Annotated in this window: 14 protein-coding genes; 5 read left to right on the top strand and 9 right to left on the bottom strand. The window is 69.4% G+C overall.

Annotated features, from left to right (window positions below):
* Nucleotides 1-35: 35 nt before the first annotated feature.
* A complete protein-coding gene (locus ACU4E7_RS00710) occupies nucleotides 36-941 on the top strand; it encodes a glycosyltransferase family 2 protein (RefSeq protein ID WP_447020267.1) in 906 nt (301 codons plus the stop codon).
* 128 nt (nucleotides 942-1,069) lie between these two features.
* Nucleotides 1,070-3,001: a 1-deoxy-D-xylulose-5-phosphate synthase gene (gene dxs / locus ACU4E7_RS00705; RefSeq protein ID WP_447020266.1), complete on the top strand. Its 1,932-nt coding sequence runs from the start codon at nucleotides 1,070-1,072 to the stop codon at nucleotides 2,999-3,001.
* A gap of 117 nt (nucleotides 3,002-3,118) precedes the next feature.
* Here dxs and ACU4E7_RS00700 read toward each other — a convergent pair whose 3' ends face one another.
* The 8 genes from ACU4E7_RS00700 to ACU4E7_RS00665 form a co-directional block, all read right to left on the bottom strand.
* Nucleotides 3,119-4,048, bottom strand: a complete 930-nt coding sequence (locus tag ACU4E7_RS00700) for an MBL fold metallo-hydrolase (protein ID WP_447020265.1) — start codon at nucleotides 4,046-4,048, stop codon at nucleotides 3,119-3,121.
* Entirely contained in the window at nucleotides 4,045-6,201 is a 2,157-nt protein-coding gene (gene scpA / locus ACU4E7_RS00695) for a methylmalonyl-CoA mutase (protein ID WP_447020264.1), read from the bottom strand. Before scpA ends, ACU4E7_RS00700 begins: the two co-directional genes overlap by 4 nt.
* Before the next feature lie 102 nt (nucleotides 6,202-6,303).
* Nucleotides 6,304-6,468 carry a hypothetical protein gene (locus ACU4E7_RS00690; protein WP_447020263.1) on the bottom strand — a complete coding sequence of 55 codons (165 nt, stop codon included), beginning with the start codon at nucleotides 6,466-6,468 and terminating at the stop codon, nucleotides 6,304-6,306.
* Nucleotides 6,469-6,673: 205 nt separating this feature from the next.
* On the bottom strand, nucleotides 6,674-8,512 hold the full coding sequence (locus ACU4E7_RS00685; RefSeq protein WP_447020262.1) for a methylmalonyl-CoA mutase family protein: 1,839 nt from the start codon (nucleotides 8,510-8,512) through the stop codon (nucleotides 6,674-6,676).
* A gap of 103 nt (nucleotides 8,513-8,615) precedes the next feature.
* The gene (locus tag ACU4E7_RS00680) at nucleotides 8,616-9,845 is read right to left on the bottom strand and encodes a class I SAM-dependent methyltransferase (protein ID WP_447020261.1); all 1,230 of its coding nucleotides are present in this window, start codon (nucleotides 9,843-9,845) and stop codon (nucleotides 8,616-8,618) included.
* Complete coding sequence (locus tag ACU4E7_RS00675) at nucleotides 9,846-10,664, bottom strand: hypothetical protein (protein WP_447020260.1); 819 nt, start codon at nucleotides 10,662-10,664, stop codon at nucleotides 9,846-9,848.
* A 323-nt stretch (nucleotides 10,665-10,987) separates the two neighbouring features.
* Nucleotides 10,988-13,015, bottom strand: a complete 2,028-nt coding sequence (locus tag ACU4E7_RS00670) for an acetyl-CoA carboxylase biotin carboxylase subunit (RefSeq protein WP_238120851.1) — start codon at nucleotides 13,013-13,015, stop codon at nucleotides 10,988-10,990.
* Nucleotides 13,016-13,208: 193 nt separating this feature from the next.
* Nucleotides 13,209-14,741, bottom strand: a complete 1,533-nt coding sequence (locus ACU4E7_RS00665) for an acyl-CoA carboxylase subunit beta (protein ID WP_238120852.1) — start codon at nucleotides 14,739-14,741, stop codon at nucleotides 13,209-13,211.
* 229 nt (nucleotides 14,742-14,970) lie between these two features.
* Here ACU4E7_RS00665 and ACU4E7_RS00660 point away from each other — a divergent pair, with 229 nt between their 5' ends.
* The 3 genes from ACU4E7_RS00660 (at nucleotide 14,971) to ACU4E7_RS00650 (ending at nucleotide 19,596) form a co-directional block, all read left to right on the top strand.
* Complete coding sequence (locus ACU4E7_RS00660; protein WP_447020259.1) at nucleotides 14,971-16,395, top strand: short-chain fatty acyl-CoA regulator family protein; 1,425 nt, start codon at nucleotides 14,971-14,973, stop codon at nucleotides 16,393-16,395.
* Between the two features lie 113 nt (nucleotides 16,396-16,508).
* On the top strand, nucleotides 16,509-18,095 hold the full coding sequence (locus ACU4E7_RS00655) for an SH3 domain-containing protein (RefSeq protein ID WP_447020258.1): 1,587 nt from the start codon (nucleotides 16,509-16,511) through the stop codon (nucleotides 18,093-18,095).
* A gap of 103 nt (nucleotides 18,096-18,198) precedes the next feature.
* Nucleotides 18,199-19,596 carry a glutamate--tRNA ligase gene (locus ACU4E7_RS00650; protein ID WP_447020257.1) on the top strand — a complete coding sequence of 466 codons (1,398 nt, stop codon included), beginning with the start codon at nucleotides 18,199-18,201 and terminating at the stop codon, nucleotides 19,594-19,596.
* Between the two features lie 42 nt (nucleotides 19,597-19,638).
* Here ACU4E7_RS00650 and ACU4E7_RS00645 read toward each other — a convergent pair whose 3' ends face one another.
* Nucleotides 19,639-20,787 (bottom strand): DUF2865 domain-containing protein, encoded by a 1,149-nt coding sequence (locus tag ACU4E7_RS00645; RefSeq protein WP_447020256.1) that lies wholly within the window; start codon nucleotides 20,785-20,787, stop codon nucleotides 19,639-19,641.
* Nucleotides 20,788-21,050 lie beyond the last annotated feature (263 nt).

Below are 21,050 nucleotides of genomic sequence, written 5' to 3'. Positions count from 1 at the left end.
GCCGAGGGCGCGCCCGCGCAAACCGAGGCTGCCTCTTGTCGACCCTTTCTCCCGAACCCGCGCCGCGTGTGACCGTGGTGTTCGTGACCTATAATTCCGGCGCCGTGATTGGCCGCGCCATCGCCAGCGTGCCGCCCGAGTGTGCCGTGGTGGTGGTGGACAATGCGAGCCCGGAGGGCACCGCCTGGGCGGCCCATCTCTCGCGACCGGCGGAGCTCGTTCCCTTGCCGCGCAACACCGGCTTCGGCACCGCCTGCAACGCGGGCGCCCGGCGTGCGACGACGCCCTATCTGCTGTTCCTCAATCCCGATGCCGCCTTGGCGCCGGATACGGTGGCGCGCCTGCTGGCAGCCGCCGCGGCCTACGGGGAAAACGCGGTGCTGATGCCCGCCATCATCGGCGAGGACGGCCGGTTGATGCGCAAGGAGGGCACCATCTTCGAGAAGGTGCGCCGTTCGGCCCGCCTTTCGGCCGAAGAGATCGCCGGCGACTATTGCACCCGCTTCATCCATGGCGCCGCCTTCCTGATGGCGCGAGCCGCCTTCTTCCGCCTGGGCGGGTTCGACGAGCGCATCTTCCTCTATCATGAAGATGACGACCTTTCCTGGCGGGCGCTGGCCCAGCATATGCCCATCATCGTGGTGCCGGCGGCGCGGGTGATCCATGCCGGCGGCGGCTCCTCCACCCCCAGCCTCTCCCAGACCTTCCGCATCAATCGCTTCAAGCAGCAGTCCGAGCTTTACGTGCGCGCCAAATATGGCCGCGCCCGCCCGCGCGCGGCGACGGCGCTGAAGCTCTTGGCCGGCTGCGGGCTGGCGGCGCTGCTGCTCAATCCGCACCGGGTGGCGGTGCGCGCCGGCAAGCTGCGCGGGCTGTTCGATGCCGTTCCGTCCGCGCAGGTCTCCGATCGCGGCGCTGCGGATGCCCCCCCGGCGCCTTGAAGCCGCCCCATCCCAGCGCAAGAAGCGGACCAGACGCAGGTCGAATGGTTAATGTGGTGCGTTGCGCCATCCGATTTCCCTGTGTAAGCCTCGCGTGTCGCCGGCGCGGACCGGTGCGGAGTGGTTCCGTGACGTCTTTGAAGACCCCGTTGCTCGATACCATCACTGATGCGGCCGACGTGCGGCGCCTGCCCCAGGACAAGCTGGCTCAGCTTGCGGCCGAGCTGCGGGCGGAAACCATCGATGCGGTCTCCGTCACCGGTGGGCATCTGGGCGCGGGGCTGGGCGTGGTGGAGCTCACGGTGGCGCTGCACCACGTCTTCAATACGCCCCATGATCGGTTGATCTGGGACGTGGGCCACCAATGCTATCCCCACAAGATCCTCACCGGCCGGCGGGACCGCATCCGCACCCTGCGCCAGGGCGGAGGGCTTTCCGGCTTCACCAAGCGCTCGGAAAGCGTCTACGACCCGTTCGGCGCGGCCCATTCCTCCACCTCCATTTCCGCCGGGCTCGGCATGGCGGTGGCGCGTGATCTCGCCGGTGAAGACCGCAACGTGGTGGCGGTGATCGGCGACGGCGCCATGTCGGCGGGCATGGCCTATGAGGCCATGAACAATGCCGGCGCCATGGATTCGCGCCTCATCGTGATCCTCAACGACAACGACATGTCCATCGCCCCGCCCACCGGGGCCATGTCGGCCTATCTGGCGCGGCTCATCTCCGGGCAGACCTATCTGTCGCTCAGGGAGATCGGCAAGCAATTGGCCGGCCGCCTGCCCAAGTTCGTGGAGCGCGGCGCCCAGCGAGCCGAGGAGTTCGCCCGCGGCTTCTGGACCGGCGGCACGCTGTTCGAGGAGTTGGGCTTCTATTACGTGGGCCCCATCGACGGCCACAATCTCGACCACCTGCTGCCGGTGTTGAAGAATGTGCGGGATGCCAAGCATGGGCCCATCCTGGTCCATGTGGTGACCCAGAAGGGCAAGGGCTACGCCCCCGCCGAGGCCAGCGCCGACAAATACCATGGCGTGGTGAAGTTCGACGTGCTCACCGGCACCCAGCAGAAGGCCAAGTCCAATGCCCCGGCCTATACGCGGGTGTTCGCCGAGAGCCTGATCGCCGAGGCGCGGCGTGACGACAAGGTGGTGGCCATCACCGCCGCCATGCCGTCTGGCACCGGGCTCGACATGTTCGGCCAGGTGCACCCGGATCACACCTTCGACGTGGGCATCGCCGAGCAGCATGCGGTGACATTCGCGGCCGGGCTCGCCACCGAGGGCTTCAAGCCCTTCTGCGCCATCTATTCCACCTTCCTGCAGCGCGGCTATGACCAGGTGGTGCATGATGTGGCCCTGCAGGGGCTGCCGGTGCGCTTCGTCATCGATCGCGCCGGGCTGGTGGGGGCGGATGGGGCGACCCACGCCGGCGCCTTCGACATCGCCTTCCTCGCCTGCCTGCCGGGCATGACCGTGATGGCCCCCGCCGACGAGGCGGAGCTGACCCATATGATCGCCACCATGGTGGCCCACGACGCCGGCCCCAGCGCCGTGCGCTTCCCCCGCGGTGAAGGGGTGGGCGTGGAGCGACCGGCCACGGGTGAGGTACTGCCCATCGGCAAGGGCCGCCTGGTGCACGGCACCGGCACTGGCGACGTGGCTTTGCTCTCCCTCGGCACCCGCCTCGGCGATGCCGTGAAGGCGGCGGAGCGGCTGGAGGAGCAGGGCATTCAGGTGAGCGTCGCCGACGCCCGCTTCGCCAAGCCCCTGGATCGCGAGCTGGTGCTGGGTCTCGCTGCCGGCCATGGGGCCCTGATCACCATCGAGGAAGGCTCCATCGGCGGCTTCGGCAGCCATGTGCTGCAACTCCTCACCGACGAAGGCGCGCTGGACCAGGGCACCTTGAAGGTGCGCGCCATGGTGCTGCCCGACCTCTATATCGACCAGGATACCCAGGCCCGCCAGCTGGCCGAAGCCCATCTCGACGCCGACGCCATCGTCGCCAAGGCGAAGAGCCTGCTGATGCCGGCTAAGGCCGAGCGGGGGCTGTTCAAGGCCGGGTGAGGGGTTGGGTTTGTCCGGTACCCGGATGGCCCTCTCTTCTCCCGCGTGCTGAAGAGGCGGCGGATGATCGAGATCCTCGCCGTGAAGCATGCCGCCCGGCATTTTCCCTAGGCGCGGCTATGCCCCCAGCACCGCCGCCACATTGCGCCGGTGCACCGCCTCGTACGGCGCGAAGGCGCCAATGGCGCCGGTGGCAAAGGCGTCTGCGGCGAAGGTTTGGAGGTCGAGGGTGGCCAGCGCCGGCTCGGCTTTCAGGCGCAGCAGCTGCGCCAGATAGAGGCGGGTGGCGGCGATGAGGCCGGGGCCATAGCCGCCGGTGGCGATGACCACCTCGGCGCCGTGGTTGGGCAGGATGTGGCGGGCGCCGAGGGCCTCCAGCGCATCGAGATGGGCGAGGTGCGCCGCCAGCCGGTCCGGCTCGTCCACATAGGTGATGGGATCTTCCAGCGTGTCACCGGCCAGCAGCACCCGCTCGGGTACCAGCGCCACCAGGCCGTCGCGGCTGTGAATGTCCATGGGGTGGAGCGTCACGCTCAGGCCGCCGATGGCAAGGGTCGCCGGTCCGTCGATCGTGCGGGTGGGCAATACCAACGGACGGATGGGCGGGTCGCCGCTCTCCAGCCGGACGCGGTGCCGGGCCAGCAAGGCGGCGGTCGCGGCGGTGGCGATGATCTCGCAATCGGCGAACACCGCGTTGCCGGCCACATGGTCGTCATGCCAGTGGCTGAGCACCACGGTGATGCGACGCACCCCGCGCGCCTCCAGGCTGGCGCGGATCAGATGGGCGTGGGTCAGCGAGATGTGGGTGTCATAGACCAGCGCCGCCTCGCCGTCCCACACCGCGTAGGAGGCGATGCCGAGGGCATAGGCGCCGTCATCCAGCCAGTTCTCAGTGGCGCTGTGCAGGCGGGTGCCGGGCACGCGCCCATCATAGAAGGCGAGGATGTGGGGCGCCGGCTCCAGAATGCGCAAAGTGGAGCCCATCGGCGCCAGACGGCAGCTCCCGGCGGCAGGCGAGGGCGCGCCGCCGGGGAAAGCGCTTGTCACTCGGCCGCTTCCAGCGTGTGGCCGAGACGGTGGGACAGAGTGTGGAGCAGCTCGGTGGCCGCATCGGCGATCACCGTGCCGGGCGGGAAGATGGCCTCGGCGCCGAACGCCTTGAGGGCCTCGTAATCCTGCGGCGGCACCACGCCGCCCACCACCACCATGATGTCGGGCCGGCCTTCGGCTTCCAGCGCCTTCTTCAGCGCCGGCACGAGGGTGAGATGGCCGGCGGCCAGCGACGAGATGCCCACCACGTGCACGTCGTTCTCCACCGCCTGGCGGGCGGCTTCCTCCGGGGTGGCGAACAGCGGGCCGATATCCACGTCGAAGCCGAGATCGGCGAAGGCGGAGGCGATCACCTTCTGGCCGCGGTCATGGCCGTCCTGGCCCACCTTGGCCACCAGGATGCGCGGCCGGCGGCCTTCCTGCTGCTCGAAGGTCTCCACCAGCTTCTGCACCTTGCCCACCTTGTCGGTCATGGCCAAGGCCTCCCGCTTGTAGACGCCGGAAATGGCCCGGATCTCCGCCCGGTGGCGGCCGAACACCTTCTCCAGCGCATCGGAAATCTCGCCCACGGTGGCCTTCACCCGGGCGGCATTGATGGCCAGCTCGAGGAGGTTGCCGTTGCCGGCCGCGCCATTGGTCAAGGCGGTCAGGGCGGCGTCCACCTCGGCCGGGTTGCGCTCGGCGCGCAGGCGCTTGAGCTTGTCGATCTGGGCGGCGCGGACGGTGGCGTTCTCCACCTTCAGCACGTCGATGATGCGATCTTTCTCGGGCTTGAACTTGTTCACGCCCACCACGGTCTGCGCGCCGCCGTCGATGCGGGCCTGGGTGGTGGCGGCAGCTTCCTCAATGCGCAGCTTGGGAATGCCGGCCTCGATGGCCTTGGCCATGCCGCCCAGCTCTTCCACTTCCTGGATGTGCGCCCAGGCCTTGGCGGCGAGATCGTAGGTGAGCTTCTCCACATAGAAGGAGCCGCCCCACAGATCGATCTGCCGGGTGGTGCCGCTTTCCTGCTGCAGCAGGATCTGGGTGTTGCGGGCGATGCGGGCGCTGAAGTCGGTGGGCAGGGCCAGCGCCTCGTCCAGCGCGTTGGTGTGCAGCGACTGGGTCTGGCCCTGGGTGGCCGCCATGGCTTCGATGGCGGTGCGCATCACATTGTTGAACACATCCTGGGCGGTGAGCGACCAGCCGGACGTCTGCGAATGGGTGCGCAGGGGCAGCGATTTCGGGTTCTTGGCGCCGAGGTCGGTCATCAGCCTGGTCCACAGGAGGCGGGCGGCGCGCAGCTTGGCCACCTCCATGTAGAAGTTCATGCCGATGGCCCAGAAGAAGGAGAGGCGTGGCGCGAACTTGTCGATGCCGAGGCCGGCGGCGACACCGGCGCGGCCATATTCCACGCCGTCCGCCAGGGTGTAAGCCAATTCCAGGTCCTGGGTCGCACCGGCTTCCTGCATATGGTAGCCGGAGATGGAGATGGAGTTGAAGCGCGGCATCTCCTTCGACGTATAAGCGAAGATATCGGAGATGATGCGCATGGAAGGCGCGGGCGGATAGATATAGGTATTCCGGACCATGAACTCCTTCAGAATGTCATTCTGAATGGTTCCGGAAAGCTGGTCGTGCCGCACGCCCTGTTCTTCCGCCGCCACCACATAGAGCGCCAGAACCGGCAGCACCGCGCCGTTCATGGTCATGGACACGCTCATCTGATCCAGCGGGATGCCGGAAAACAGGGTGCGCATGTCATAGATGCTATCGATGGCGACGCCCGCCATGCCCACGTCGCCGGCCACCCGCGGATGGTCGCTGTCGTAGCCGCGGTGGGTGGCGAGGTCGAAGGCCACCGAAAGGCCCTTCTGGCCGGCGGCGAGGTTGCGCCGGTAGAAGGCGTTGGAATCCTCGGCCGTGGAGAAGCCGGCATATTGGCGGATCGTCCAGGGCTGGGTGGCATACATGCCCGCATAGGGCCCACGCAGGAACGGGGCGATGCCGGGATAGGTGTCGATATAGCCAAGGTCGGCGATGTCGGCGGGGCCATAGATCGGCTTCACCGCGATGCCCTCGGGCGTGGTCCAGGGCGCGGCGGCGGCGGACGGCTGGGCGAGGTCGGGGGCGCGCCAGTCGATGGCGGCGAAATTCGGGATCTGGCTCATTGTTCTATCCCCTTGAATGCGTCGGCTCGGGCGTGTCGCCCCTGGCCGGTCCGGGTGGCGTCCCGGGCCGGGCTGCGATCTCGTGTTTGGTCGCGGGCGCCATCAGGCGCGCTGCGCGAACCGGGACCCGGAGCCACGCGGCTTCGGCGCGGTCCAGTGGCCGGAAGCGGTGTCCGTCTTCCTCCAGCCCCCTCCGGCAAACCCTTCCATCTGCCGCTCCACCTGCCCCTTCGCGATGCCGCGCAGGTGGCCGAGGACGACCGGCATGTGGCTCACCGCGCCGGCGCGGGTGCCTGTGGTTGCTCTCACCGCTGGAGAACCCGCAGAGGTCACTTTGCCACCCTTCCCCTCCGGCTTGAAGTCGGAAGTGGCAGAAGGGGCCCTGTCCGCGGCGATGGCTCCGGCAGCCACCGCGCGCAGGGGCGTGGGGAGGAGGGGCGAGCGCGCCATGCCGAGCTCCTTCCGCTGCCGCTCAGGCGAGCCCGGCGGCGCTCTGCGCGGCCGCCAGGGTGTCGAGCAGGTTGCAGCCCATGAAGATGAAGCCGTCGACCCCGGCCGCCTTCAGCTCCGCCTCGATGGCCGCCGGCTTGCCGGCCAGCCACACGGCGCTCGCGCCAGCGGCTTTGAGTGCCTTCACGGCCGCAGCCGCCTCGGTGCCATAAACCTCGTCGGAGGAGGTGAGGCAGGCGAAGGGCGTGCCGGAGGCCTTGAAGGCGGCGACCAGCGCCTCGAGATCGGCGAAGCCGTCGGGCACCGCCGCGGCAATGCCGCCGGCCTCGAAGAAATTCTTGGCGAAGGTGGCGCGGGCGGTGAAGGCCGCCACCGGGCCCAGCACCGCCAGGAACACCTTAGGCGCGCCGGTCTCGGCCTTGTCGCGCAGGGCCTCGAACGGCTCGGCGATGCGGTAAGGCGTCAGCGCGCCATCACCGGCGGTCGCGGCGTAGGCGCTGAGCGGCGCCAGCACCTCGGGCATCTCCTGCACCAGGATGGGGAATTCAGAGGTGCCGGTGATGGGCGCCTTGCGGGTGGCCACATCCTTGTCGCGGGCGGCCTTCACCTCGGCGATCTCCGCCTGCAGCCAGCGCTCTTCCAGCACCGGCAGAATGCCACCGCGCTGCTCGATGGTGCGGAACAGGTCCCAGGCGGCGGCGGCGAGGCCGTCCGTATAGGCTTCCACCGCGCCGGCGCCGGCGGCGGGATCGGCCACCCGGTGCACGTTGGATTCCTCGATCAGCATCACCTGGGTGTTGCGGGCAAGGCGGCGGGCGAAGGCATCGGGCAGGCCCAGCGCCTGGGTGAAGGGCAGCACGGTGACGCTGTCGGCCCCGCCCACGCCGGCGGCGAAGGCGGCCACCGTGCTGCGCAGCAGGTTCACATAAGGATCGCGCCGGGTCATGGAGCGCCAGGCGGTGGTGGCGTGCACCTTCAGCGGCGTGGCCGCGAGCCCGCACTCGCGCAGCACCGCGCCCCACAGCAGGCGGATGGCGCGGAATTTGGCGATGGTCGCGGTCTGGTTCACATCCGCCACCAGCGAGACTTCGATGCGCCGCGCCGCCTCTTCGAGCGCCACGCCATCTTCCGCATACATTTTCAGGTAGCGCACCGCTGCGGCGAGCACCGCCGCCAGCTCCTGCGCATCGGAGGCGCCGGCCTCGTGGAACACCGCGCCTTCGGCCCGGCAGATGGGGCCGGTGAAGCCCTTGGCGGCCAGGGTGGCGGAGGTGTCGCAGAAGCGCCGCGCCAGATCCGCCCAGGTCATGGGCGGGTTCACCGGCAGGCCGCCCATGGCGGCATAGCTGCCGAGTGGGTTCAGGCCGAAGGAGGCCTGCACGGTCTTGGGATCGAGCCCGCGCTTCTCCACCAGATCGGCGAAGGCGAGGGCACTGGCCGGGCCGACGAAGCCGCCCAGCTCGAAGCGGGTCTCGATGAGATCGAGCATCACGCCCTTCAGCACCACATCGAGATCGGCGCCGTTGGGCAGGCCGAAGCCATAGGCCAAGGGCGAGCTGGCGAACACCAGCGACAGGCCGGAGGCGCCGCCGTCCAGATCTTCCAGGGCCTGGGCATTGGCGGCGGTAAGGTCCGGCTGGTCCACCCGCATGGAGATGGTCCAGGGCGCTCCGGCGGGCCGGCCGGCGACGATGGGGGCCGCGGGCTTGCGCTCGGGCAGCGCGTCGAGGGCGAGCCCGTCATAGGTGCGGGTCACCATCTTCTTGTCATAGGGCGTGCCCTTGAGCACGCCTTCCACCAGCTTCAGCCAATCCTCACGGGTCACGTGGGGCAGGTCGGTGGCGAAGGGCAGGGTGGTCATGGCTAAGCCTCCGGGACGAAAGGATGGACGCCGACAGCGCCCGCGCACCGCGCAAGGGCGGGGCGGGCTGCGGCGGTGAAGGGAAGGAGTGGGGCACGGCGCATCAGCGGGCCTCCCGCGCGGCGAGGGCGCGCTCGTCGTCGATCATGTAGTCGCGCAGCACCGGCACGTCGTCGCGCTTTTCGGACAGCAGCAACTGGAACACCATGTTGGAGCCGTGCAGGAAGCCGAGCTCCACCGCGGCGAGGTAGAATTCCCACATGCGGCCGAAGCGCTCGCCCATCATGGCATCCACCTCGGCGCGCTTGGCCATGAAGTTCTGCCGCCAGGCGCGGATGGTCCAGTAATAATGCAGCCGCAGCACCTCGCAATCGTCCACCCAAAGGTGGCTGCGCTCGGTTGAGGCGAACACTTCCGACAGGGCCGGCACATAGCCGCCGGGGAAGATGTATTTGCGGATGAAGGGGGCGGTGGTGCCGGGCGGCGACATGCGGCCGATGGCATGCACCAAAGCGAAGCCGCCTTCGTCCAGAAGGTTGCGGACGGTGGTGAAATAATCGTCGAAATGGGCGACGCCCACATGCTCCATCATGCCGATGGAGACGACGCGGTCGAACTTGCCCTTCAGCTGGCGGTAATCCACCTCGCGGAAATCGATGCTGTCGGCCACTCCCGCCGCCTCCGCCAGTCGCCGGCTCTCGGCCAGCTGCTCGGGCGAGACGTTGATGGCGGTGACCTTGGCGCCGCATTCCTTGGCCATATAGATGGCGAGCGCGCCCCAGCCGGAGCCGATCTCGGCCACCCGCATGCCGGGGGTGATCTTCAGCTTGGCGGCGATGTGGCGGAACTTGTTGCGCTGGGCATCGGCCAGCGGCTCATGCGGCTCGCGGAAATAGGCGCAGCTGTAGGTCATGGTCTCGTCCAGCCACAGCCGGTAGAAAGCGGCCGGATGGTCGTAATGGGACGAGACGTTCTCCTTGGCCTTGCCGATGGGGTTGGCCTGCTGGAACCGCCGCACCGAGCGCCACGCCTGGCGCAGCGCCTGCTGCACCGGGTGGCTGCCGAGGCCCTTGCGGTTGATGGAGAACAAGGAGAGCAGTTCGAACGCGCCAGCCCCATCCTCGAAGCTGAGGCGGCCGTCCATATAGGCTTCCGCCGCCACCAGCTCGGGATTGAAGAACAGCTCCTGCTCCAGCTTCTTGTCGTGCATGCGCACGGTGACCGACGGGCCGTTGACGCCGGTGCCGAACACGTGGCGGGCCCCATCGGCGGTGAGAACCGTGAGCTGGCCCTTCTCGACGAAGCGCTTCAGAAGGTGGGAGAGCAGGCGCATTCAGAAGGCTCCGATGGTCGCTGCCGGAAAAGCGGCGCAGGGGGGAGCCCTTCTCATATCCGAAATACCTCCGCCGCTCACCTCGCTCCCGCAGGGCCCCGCGCCCGCGACCCAACCGCCATTATTGGCGGCCCCACTTTCCTCACCGTCGTCCCACCCCCCGTCGCCCTCCGGCTTGACCGGAGGGCCCATGTGGCGCTCGGCACCGGGCGTTGCGCCGTGGATGCTCCGGTCAAGCCGGAGCATGACGGTGGTGCGGGGTAGCGGTGTGAGCGCGCGCTCGTCCAGCGCGACGCCTCGCGGCGCGATCGGGTCGGTGTCGTCGCCGTCGTCCCACCCCCCGGCGTCCCAACCGCCGTCGCCCTCCGGCTTGACCGGAGGGCCCATGTGGCGCTCGGCACCGGGCGTTGCGCCATGGATGCTCCGGTCGAGCCGGAGCATGACGGTGGTGCGGGGGAGAGGCGTGAGTGCGCGCTCGTCCAGCGCGACGCCTCGCGGCGCGATCGGGTCGGTGCCGTCGCTGTCGTCCCACTCCCCGGCGTTCCAACCGCCGTCGCCCTCCGGCTTGACCGGAGGGCCCATGTGGCGTTTGGCACCGGGCGTTGCGCGATGGATGCTCCGGTCGAGCCGGAGCATGACGGTGGGGTGGGGGAGAGGTGTGTGGGCGGCGCTGGGCGGTGTGGTCCCGGACGGCGTCTCCTGCTGTGGCACTGACGGCAGGTCGCGGGAGATCCTCTTCCAACCGCCGTCACTCGCGACCCAACCGTCGTCGCCGGCGTCCCAACCGCCGTCGCCCTCCGGCTTGACCGGAGGGCCCATGTGGCGCTCGGCACCGGGCGTTGCGCCGTGGATGCTCCGGTCAAGCCGGAGCATGACGGTGGGATGGGGACGAGGCGCGAAGGCAGCGCTGGGCGGCGTGGCCCGGTGCGGCGCCGTCTCCGGTCGAGCGATTCCGTAGGATGCTGGCGCTTGTGGTGCGGGGGGCACGATCCCGTGCGCCCCCGTTGCCGGCCATTGGTCGGCCGCCCCCGTCCCCACCCTTTCCTGCGCGCAGGGAAAGGCGGCCGCCTGGTGGCGGGCAAGGCCCGCCCCCGCAGGTGCGGAAGGGGCGGGATGGGGGAGAGCCGGATCCATGGCGCGGATCACGCGAACTCGAGGATCACCGCATCCACCGCCAGGCTGTCGCCCGGCTTGGCGTGGACCGCCTTGATGATGCCGTCGCGTTCCGCGCGCAGCACGTTCTCCATCTTCATCGCCTCGACGATGGCGAGGATCTCGCCGTTCTTCACCTCCTGGCCGGGGGTGACGGCGATGGAGACCACCAGGCCCGGCATGGGGCAGAGCAGTTCCTTGCCGCCGCCGGCATTCTCCTTCTTCGGCATCAGGGCGGCGAGGCCGGCGGACAGCTCCGTATAGACCCGCGCCTTGGTGGCGATGCCGCGATGGGCGAGGGCATAGCCATTGGTGATGGGGCGCACCTGCATGGCCACCTGGTCGGCATCGATGGTGCCGGTCCACACCGGCTCGCCCGGCTTCCAGCTGGAGCGCAGCAGGTGGGCGTGGCCGGGGTTGCCGTCCGTGTCGAAGATCTGGACCTTGTAGCCGCCGTCCACCGCTTCCACCTCGCAGGGGGTGGCGATGGTGTCCTCACCGGCGGAGAGGTTGACGATGCGCCGCTTGGCGAAGGCCACCGGCACGCCGGAGGTCTGGCCGGAGATCTGACGCTTGCGGGTATTCTGGATGTGGTCCACCACCGCCGCCACGGCGGAGAGGTAGTGCACCAGCTCGCCTTCCGGCGCGCGGGGGAAGAAGCCGTCCGGATATTCCTCGGCGATGAATCCGGTGGAGAGGCGGCCGTCCTGCCAGCGCGGATGGGCCATCAGCGCCGAGAGGAAGGGAATGTTGTGGCCGATGCCGTCGATGGCGAAGGCGTCGAGCGCATCCGCCTGGGCCTCGATGGCCATGGCCCGGGTGGGGGCGTGGGTCACCAGCTTGGCGATCATGGGATCGTAGAAGATGGAGATTTCGCCACCCTCATAGACGCCGGTGTCGTTGCGCACGGTGATGGGGCCGTCCTTGCCTTCCTGCGGCGGGCGATAGCGCACCAGGCGGCCGGTGGAGGGCAGGAAGTTGCGGTAGGGATCTTCCGCATAGATGCGGCTTTCCACCGCCCAGCCGGTGAGCTTCACGTCGTCCTGGGTGACGGTGAGGGGCTCGCCAGCGGCCACGCGGATCATCTGCTCCACGAGGTCGATGCCGGTGATGAGCTCGGTGACCGGATGCTCCACCTGCAGGCGGGTGTTCATTTCCAGGAAGTAGAAGCTCTTGTCCTGGCCGGCGACGAATTCCACGGTGCCGGCGCTGTCGTAGCCCACCGCCTTGGCGAGGGCGACGGCCTGCTCGCCCATCTTCTTGCGGGTGGCCTCATCGAGCAGCGGCGAGGGGGCTTCCTCCACCACCTTCTGGTTGCGGCGCTGGATGGAGCATTCGCGCTCGCCCAGATAGATCACGTTGCCGTGCTTGTCGCCCAGCACCTGGATTTCGATGTGGCGCGGATCGACGATGAACTTTTCCACGAACACGCGGTCGTCACCGAACGAGGACTTGGCCTCGGAGCGGGCGCGGTCGAAGCCGTCCTGCACCTCGTCGCGGGAGTGGGCGATGCGCATGCCCTTGCCGCCGCCGCCGGCGGAGGCCTTGATCATCACCGGATAGCCGATCTCGTCGGCGATCCTCGCGGCTTCCTCGCCGGTTGCGATCTCGCCGAGATAGCCCGGCACGGTGGAGACCTTGGCCGCGGCCGCCGCCTTCTTGGATTCGATCTTGTCGCCCATCGCCTCAATGGCGTGGGGATTGGGGCCGATGAAGACGATGCCGTGCTCGGCCAGCATCTGCGGGAAGGAGGCGCGCTCGGAGAGGAAGCCGTAGCCGGGATGCACTGCCTCGGCGCCGGTGAGCTTGCAGGCCTCCACGATCTTCTCGGCGATGAGGTAGGACTGGGCGGCGGGCGGTGGGCCGATGAACACGGCCTCGTCGGCCATCTCCACATGCAGGGCGTCCTTGTCCGCCTCGGAATAGACGGCCACGGTCTTGATGCCCATCTTGCGCGCCGTCTTGATGACGCGGCAGGCGATCTCGCCCCGGTTCGCGATCAGGATTTTCGAGAACATTGAAGTGTCTCCTGCGCTCAAGGCGCCGAATATCTTAGGAAACCAAGGGTCCCTCCCATTCTCCGGCTGCCCCCACCCCAACCTTCTCCCGCAAGCGGGAGAGGGAGCGGTGCGGCGCCTGAAGAAAGGCCCTTTCCCGCGTGCGGGAGAGGGTTGGGAGGGGGCACGCTCCCCAATTGGGGAGCGCCGCGTGTCACAGCGGCACGTTGTCGTGCTTGCGGTGGGGCTGCTCCAGCTTCTTGGTGCGCAGCATGGCGAGCGCACGGGCGAGGCGCCGGCGGGTGGAATGGGGCATGATCACCTCATCCACGAAGCCCCGTTCCGCCGCCACGAAGGGCGAGAGGAACCGCTGCTCGTAATTCTTGGTCTGGGCGGCGATCTTTTCCGGATCGTCCATGTCGGCCCGGAAGATGATTTCCACCGCGCCCTTGGCGCCCATCACCGCGATCTGGGCGGTGGGCCAGGCATAGTTCACGTCGGCGCCCACATGCTTGGAGGCCATCACGTCGTAAGCGCCGCCGAAGGCCTTGCGGGTGATGACGGTGACCAGCGGCACGGTGGCCTGGGAATAAGCGAACAGGAGCTTGGCGCCGTGCTTGATGAGGCCGCCGTATTCCTGCGCGGTGCCGGGCAGGAAGCCGGGCACGTCCACGAAGGTGACGATCGGGATCTCGAACGCGTCGCAGAAGCGCACGAAGCGGGCCGCCTTGCGAGAGGCGTCGCTGTCCAGCACGCCGGCCAGCACCATGGGCTGGTTGGCGACGAAGCCCACCGTGCGGCCCTCGATGCGGCCGAAGCCGGTGACGATATTCTTGGCGTAGGCGGCCTGGATCTCGAAGAAGTCGCCCTCGTCCACCACCTTGAGGATCAGTTCCTTGATGTCATAGGGCTTGTTCGGGTTGTCCGGCACCAGGGTGTCGAGGCTCTCGTCATAGCGGCCGGGCTCGTCGAACGAGGGCCACTGCGGCACGCCTTCCTGGTTGTTGGAGGGCAGGAAATCGATCAGCCGCCGGCACTCCAGCAGCATCTCCACATCGTTCTCGAACGAGCCGTCGGCCACCGAGGACTTGGAGGTGTGCACCTTGGCGCCGCCCAGCTCTTCCGAGGTGACGGTCTCGTTGGTCACCGTCTTCACCACGTCCGGGCCGGTCACGAACATATAGCTCGTGTCGCGCACCATGAAGATGAAGTCGGTCATGGCCGGCGAATAGACGTCGCCGCCGGCGCAGGGGCCCATGATGAGCGAGATCTGCGGGATGACGCCCGAGGCCTGGACGTTGCGCTTGAACACTTCGCCATAGCCGCCCAGCGCCGCCACGCCTTCCTGGATGCGAGCGCCGCCGGCATCGAACAGGCCGATGATGGGGGCGCGGGTCTTCAGCGCCATGTCCTGGATCTTGGTGATCTTGCGGGCATGCTCCTCGGAAAGGGAGCCGCCGAACACCGTGAAGTCCTTGGCGAACACGAAGACCTTGCGGCCGTTCACGGTGCCCCAGCCGGTCACCACGCCGTCGCCGGGGATCTTCTGATCCTCCATGCCGAAATCGACGCAGCGGTGCTGCACGAAGGTGTCGTATTCCTCGAACGTGCCGCGATCCAGCAGCAGCTCGATGCGCTCGCGGGCGGTGAGCTTGCCGCGGGCGTGCTGAGCCTTGATGCGGCGCTCGCCGCCGCCGAGGCGGGCGATTTCGCGCCGGCTTTCCAGCTCTTCGAGGATTTCCTTCATGGGACGCGCCCCTCTTGCGGGTGGTTGTAATGCGAGTTTAACCGCGCGGAGGGCGAAGAAAAGCGCGAGAGGCATTTCGCCCGTCGCGCTCTTCTCCCGCCCTGACCGGCATGCGGCCTCGGCGCTCGCTAGCAGGAGTTGCAGGGCATTTGAAAGTGTAAAAGTTTTGTGTTGTAATTTGTGAAAATTTTACAAATTGGTACTGGTGGCTCTCGGGCGGAGGTGTGCGGTGCGGCAGAAGGTCTATGCGGGCCACGCGGTGCGCCGCCTGCGGGAAAAGCTCGGCCTCAAGCAGAGCGAGCTGGCGCAGCGGCTCGGCGTCTCGCCCTCTTATGTGAACCAGATCGAGAGCAACCAGCGGCCGCTGACCGCCTCGATCCTGATCGCCATTTCCCGCACCTTCGCGGTGGACATCACCTCGTTCGGCGCCGAGGACCTCGACCGGCTGGTGGCGGACCTGCGCGAGGTGGCGGCCGATCCGCTGTTTGGCGATCTCGACCTCGGGCTGCAGGATGTGAAGGCGGTGGCCAATCTCTCGCCGGCCTTCGCCCATGCCTTCCTGCGCATGCATGTGGCGCTGCGGCGCACGGCGGAATGGCGCGCCTCCCTCGATGACATGCTCACCGCCGGGGTGCCGCCCCGGGCGGACGAGGCCAAGCTCATCCCCTATGAGGAGGTGCGCGACTTCTTCCATTACATCGACAATTATGTCGACGGGCTGGATCGGGCGGCGGAGGCCACGGCGCTGGCGCTCGGCGTGCTGGATGGGGCGGACCCCGCCGCCGCTTTCGCCCATCACCTGGCGGACCGCCATGGGGTGGCGGTGGAGATCGGCCCGGCCGATCCGGCGGCGCCGCTCGCCCAGCTGGATCTGCGCATGCGCCGGCTCACGTTGTCCGGGGTGCTCCCCAGCTCCACCCGGGCCTTCCGCATGGCCGCCACCATCGCCCAACTGGAGCATGTGGACCTGGTGCACGAAACGGTGGCCTCCGCCAGCTTCCGCAGCCAGACCGCCGCCGACATCTGCCGGCTGGCCCTGTTCAACTATTTCGCCGGCGCCGCCATGCTGCCCTATCGTCGCTTCCTGGAGCGCGCGCGCACCCTGCGGCACGATCTCGACCGGCTGGTGCTGGAAACCGGCGCGAGCCTGGAGCAGGTGTGCCATCGCCTCTCCACCCTGCAGCGGCCCGGCGCCAAGGGCGTGCCCTTCTATTTCGCCAAGGTGGATCGCGCCGGCAACATCACCAAGCGCCATTCCGCCACCCGTTTCCAGTTCGCCCGTCACGGCGGCGCCTGCGCCGTCTGGAATGTGCATGAGGCGTTCGAGCTGCCCGGCCGCACCCTGGTGCAACTGGGGGAGATGCCCGATGGGGTGCGCTATATCTGCCTGGCGCGGGCGGTCACGGCGCCGCCCCTGCGCCATGGCGCGCCGGTGCGGGCGTTCGCGTTCGGGCTCGGTTGCGAGGTCTCCTTCGCCCATGACATGGTCTATGCGGACGGGCTGGACCTGAAGACCGCTCCCGTGGGCCGGCTGGGGGTGTCCTGCCGCATCTGTCCGCGGCGGGATTGCGATCTGAGGGCGTTTCCACCCCTCGACCGGGATATCCGGATCGACGAAAATGTGCGGGATATCATCCCGTTCACCATCTCCTGACGCAAAAGCGCCGTGCTCTCGCTTGGGAATGGCCCCGCCTTCGCACATGAAACGCCATGGCGCGCGGGCTAAATTGCAGAATCGGCTCGCGTGAGCCGCACAGGGAGTACTCCATGAGGATGCTGAGACTTGCCGGCATGTTTGCCGGCTTGGCCGTGGCGGGCATCGGCGGGGTGGCTCAGGCCGCGGCGCCGGGTTTCTCCACGGCGAATGTGAATATCCGCACCGGGCCGGATACCGAGTTCCCCTCCCTTGGGGTGATTCCCGATGGATCGCCGCTGCAGATCGAGGGCTGTCTGCAGGACGAATCGTGGTGCGACGTGGACTGGAACGGCTATCGCGGCTGGGTCTACAGCGAATATCTCGGCTATGAGCTGCCGGCCGCCGCGGGTGTTCCCGTGGCGCAGCGCCGGGTGGAGGTGGTGCCCGACATCGGCCTCGCCGCCATCGGCATTCCCATCGTCGCCTTCGCGGCCGCGGACTATTGGAATCGGAATTACGTCAATCGGCCCTGGTATGTGAACCAGCCCTGGTATGCCGACCGCTACCGGTGGGAACGCTATGCGCCGCCGCCGCGCCCGGGCTGGCGCCCGCCGCCGCCCGGTCCACGTCAGCCGGGCTGGTGGCGCAACAATTACGCGCCGCCGCCGAATATGGCCCCACCGCCGCCGCCCGGCGCTTGGCATCGTCCCTCGCCGCCGGCCCAGCCGGCCCCCGGTCCCGGCTGGGCTGGCGGCCCGGGCGGTCCCGGTCGTCCGGGCGGTCCCGGCGCGCCTGGAGTCATGCCCGGGGCGCCCGGTGGTCCCGGCCGTCCTGGCGGTCCCGGCGCTCCCGGTGTGATGCCCGGGGCGCCCGGTGGTCCCGGCCGTCCGGGTGGTCCCGGCACGCCCGGAGTGACGCCCGGGGCGCCCGGTGGTCCCGGCCGTCCGGGTGGTCCCGGCGCGCCCGGAGTGACGCCCGGGGCGCCCGGCGGTCCCGGCCGTCCGGGTGGTCCCGGCACGCCCGGAGTGACGCCCGGGGCGCCCGGTGGTCCCGGCCGTCCGGGTGGCCCCGGCGCGCCCGGAGTGACGCCCGGGGCGCCCGGTGGTCCCGGCCGTCCGGGTGGTCCCGGCGCGCCCGGAGTGACGCCCGGGGCGCCCGGTGGTCCCGGCCGTCCGGGTGGTCCCGGCGCGCCTGGAGTGACGCCCGGGGCTCCCGGTGGTCCCGGCCGTCCCGGCGGCCCCGGCACGCCCGGAGTGACGCCCGGGGCGCCCGGTGGTCCCGGCCGTCCGGGTGGTGCCGCTGCTCCTGGAGCTCCCGGCGGCCAGCGTCCGGCGCTGACCCCACAGCAGCAGCAGATGCAGCGTCAGCAGCAGATGCAGTTGCAGCAGCAACAGCAGCGGGCCCAGCAGATGCAGCGGGCTCAGCAGGAGAAGGCGCAACAAATGCAGCGCCAGCAGCAGATGCAACAGCAGCAGCAACAGCAGCGGGCTCAGCAGATGCAGCGGGCCCAGCAGGAGAAGGCGCAACAACTGCAGCGCCAGCAGCAGATGCAACAGCAGCAGCAACAACAGCGGGCGCAGCAGATGCAGCGGGCCCAGCAGGAACGGGCGAAGCAGATCCAGAAGATCCAGCAGCAGATGCCGCAGCAGCGGCAGCAGCAGGGTCAACAGGGCAACCGGCCGCAGTGCCAGGGCCCCAACTGCCCGCCTCAGCGCTGAAACCCTTGAAGCCGGGCGGTGCGCCGCCCGGCTTCCTCACAGGTGCGCGCAAGCCCAACTGCGCCATCGACGCGGGCCCGAGACCGGTTTATGGCCTTGGCCCATGTCCACAGCGTCCGATCTCCCCACCTCCCTAACACCCGCTGCCTCGTCCGAGGGGCGCGCGGTGCTGCGTTTCGCGCCCTCGCCCACCGGCCTGCTGCATGTGGGCAACGCCCGCACGGCGCTGCTCAATGCCCTGCTGGCGCGGCGCGATGGCGGCACCTTCATTCTCCGCCTGGACGATACCGATACCGCACGCTCCCGCCCCGCGTTCGCGCAGGCCATCGTCGAGGATCTCGCGTGGCTCGGTATTCCGCCCGACCACTCTTTTCGCCAGTCGGATCGCCTGCCCCACTACGAGGCGGCGGCGGCGCGGCTGAAGGCGGCGGGGCGCCTCTATCCGGCCTATGAGACGGAAGACGAGCTGGAGCTGAAGCGGCGCCTGCAGCGGGCGCGGGGGCTGCCGCCGGTCTATGATCGCGCGGCCCTCGCCCTCACCGACGCGGCGCGGGCGGAGCTGGAGGCCCAGGGGCGCCGCCCCCATTGGCGGTTCCGCCTCGCCCACCGCACGGTGACCTGGAACGACGGGGTGCGCGGCCCCCAGCATGTGGACACGCAGAGCCTGTCCGATCCGGTCCTGGTGCGCGCCGACGGCTCCTTTCTCTACACGCTCCCCTCGGTGGTGGATGACCTGCTGATGGGCGTGACGCAGGTGGTGCGCGGCGAGGACCATGTCACCAACACCGCCGTGCAGATCGAGATCATGGACGCGCTCGGCGGCACGCCGCCCGCCTTCGCCCACCACAATCTGCTGACCTTGCCCAGCGGCGAGGGCCTGTCCAAACGGCTCGGCCATCTCTCGCTGCAGGCGCTGCGGGAGGCGGGCGAGGAACCCTTGGCGGTGGCTGCGGCGGCGGTGCTGGTGGGCACCTCTGCGGCGCTCCAGCCGGTGCCCAGCCTCGCGGCCTTGGCGGCGCTGGTGGATCTGTCCCATATCTCCCGCGCGCCCGCGCGGTTCGATCCCGATGAGCTGCACGGCCTCACCGCCCGCACCCTGCATGGCCTGCCTTTCGCGGCGGTGGAGGCGCGGCTGGCGCAGGCGGGCATCGGCGGGGGCGAGAGCTTCTGGCTGGCGGTGCGCGGCAATCTCGCCACCTTCGCCGATGCGGCCGAGTGGTGGGCCATCTGCGCCAGCCCCATGGCGGGACAGGTGAGCGACGAGGATCGCGATTTTCTGGCCGCCGCCGCCGCGCTGCTGCCGCCGGCGCCGTGGGATTCCACCACCTACGGGGTCTGGATCAAGCAGGTGAAGGCGGAATGTGGTCGCGGTGGCCGCGCCCTGTTCCATCCGCTGCGGCTGGCCTTGACCGGGCGCGAGACCGGGCCGGAGCTGGCCAGCCTGCTGCCGCTGCTGGGTCGGGAGCGCGTCGCCGCCCGGCTCGCCGGCAAGGCCGGCTAAGCAGCGGCGGCCCTGCCGCGGGGTCGTCCCTCCGGGGGCGGCCTATTGCGCGTCGGCGGCGGGCTGGGCGTTGCGGGAGCGGGGCAGGGGGATGATCTTCACCGGCCGCTGGCCGGGCTGTTCCGAGGCCGGTGCCAACGGGGCGGAGGCGGTGGCGGTGGGGCTGCCCTGGGGCGCATCGGTCACCGCGGGGGCCTGGGCCGCCGCGGTCTTGCCCTTGGCGCCGGGGGCAGCGTCCACGGGCTTGGGCTGCGACATCTCGCGCGCCTGCTCCTCGGTCACCAGAATGTCGCCCTTCTGCAGGGTGGTGGCGTCCTCGATGCCGGCAAGGGCCTGTGACCAGGACTGGCCGGGCGCGCGGCACGAGCAGGAAGGCACCACTTCCTTGCGATAGCGCAGGGCGTTGGGCAGCGACATGTAGGACTGACCGGAGATGCTCACGGCGCTGCGGATGTCCTCACCGGAGAAGGTGAACAGCTGGGTATCCGCATTGGGGCACAGGCGCTTGCACTGCATGTCTTCCGACGCAAACCGGCTGGCGTTGGAGGAGCGCGAAAGCGGGAAGAAATAGCCGTCGCAGGTGCGCACGCAGACGGTGCGCGAATAGCTGGACGGGGCGGCCGGCGCCACGGCGCTCAGGTCCACATCGGGAGAACTGTCCTCGGAATCGCTCTGCACGGGGGCGCCGAAGATGGCTTCCAGGAAGTTGCGCGGGCGCTGGGGCTGGGCGCCGCCGCCACTGCCGCGCACGGCGGCCGTGTATTGCGCGCCGCAATTGTTCTGCGCCAGGGCCAGGATGAGCGCCCGCCGCTGGCCGGCCTGGTCGCCACCGCCCCGCTCGAGGCCGGCGACGGACGAGCGCAGCCGGGAAATCTGGTCGTCGATCTGGTCGCACTGGGGCGGGCGCGGCGGGCCCTGGAAGATCAGGAAGCCGCGGGGCGCGTCGCAGCCCATGCCGCGGGCCTGCGCCGACAGGCGCTCCAGATCTCCGCGCAGCTTGGCCGCCTGGCGCTGCCGGGCGGCCCAGGAATCGTTGCCGCGATCAAGGGAGGCCAGCGAGGCTTCCAGCTGCGCGCAGCTGCCCCCCTGCTGGGCCCAGGCGTGGGTCGCGGTGGCGGAGACGGCGGCCGGAATGGCCAGGGCGGCGAGCAGCCCGCGAGCGAGGGTGCCGAAGCGTCGCGAAAATCCCATCCTGAAGTCTTCTCAGATCCGTCGATGCCGCCGCGCGGTGCGCGCTGGAATGCGAATGGCGCTCCTGATCCGGGAGACGCCGCCTGCCTCGTCTATAAACCGGCGGGCCACCGAAATGGTGACCAAACTGTGGAAATCCACCTCGCCCGCCCGCCTCAACCGCCCCATCCGCGCGGCGGTGGGCTCAGGGCCTGATGCTGCCGCGGCCGGCTCACGCACCCGTGATGCCGGTCCGCGCCAGAACCGGCCGCGGCTCCGCGCGC

It is taken from the genome of Xanthobacter sp. ZOL 2024, assembly GCF_052932325.1.
Note: the sequence above shows the minus strand (reverse complement) of the source record. Positions and strands in the feature narration are given on the sequence as shown.

What these genes read in the sequence shown, in the direction of transcription:
- ACU4E7_RS00645 (WP_447020256.1), bottom strand. Translation starts at nt 20,787, where the DNA reads ATGGGATTTTCGCGACGCTTCGGCACCCTCGCTCGCGGGCTGCTCGCC.
- ACU4E7_RS00655 (WP_447020258.1), top strand. Translation starts at nt 16,509, where the DNA reads ATGAGGATGCTGAGACTTGCCGGCATGTTTGCCGGCTTGGCCGTGGCG.
- ACU4E7_RS00650 (WP_447020257.1), top strand. Translation starts at nt 18,199, where the DNA reads ATGTCCACAGCGTCCGATCTCCCCACCTCCCTAACACCCGCTGCCTCG.
- ACU4E7_RS00680 (WP_447020261.1), bottom strand. Translation starts at nt 9,845, where the DNA reads ATGCGCCTGCTCTCCCACCTTCTGAAGCGCTTCGTCGAGAAGGGCCAG.
- ACU4E7_RS00690 (WP_447020263.1), bottom strand. Translation starts at nt 6,468, where the DNA reads ATGCCGGTCGTCCTCGGCCACCTGCGCGGCATCGCGAAGGGGCAGGTG.
- ACU4E7_RS00675 (WP_447020260.1), bottom strand. Translation starts at nt 10,664, where the DNA reads ATGGGCCCTCCGGTCAAGCCGGAGGGCGACGGCGGTTGGGACGCCGGC.
- ACU4E7_RS00670 (WP_238120851.1), bottom strand. Translation starts at nt 13,015, where the DNA reads ATGTTCTCGAAAATCCTGATCGCGAACCGGGGCGAGATCGCCTGCCGC.
- ACU4E7_RS00665 (WP_238120852.1), bottom strand. Translation starts at nt 14,741, where the DNA reads ATGAAGGAAATCCTCGAAGAGCTGGAAAGCCGGCGCGAAATCGCCCGC.
- scpA (WP_447020264.1), bottom strand. Translation starts at nt 6,201, where the DNA reads ATGAGCCAGATCCCGAATTTCGCCGCCATCGACTGGCGCGCCCCCGAC.
- ACU4E7_RS00685 (WP_447020262.1), bottom strand. Translation starts at nt 8,512, where the DNA reads ATGACCACCCTGCCCTTCGCCACCGACCTGCCCCACGTGACCCGTGAG.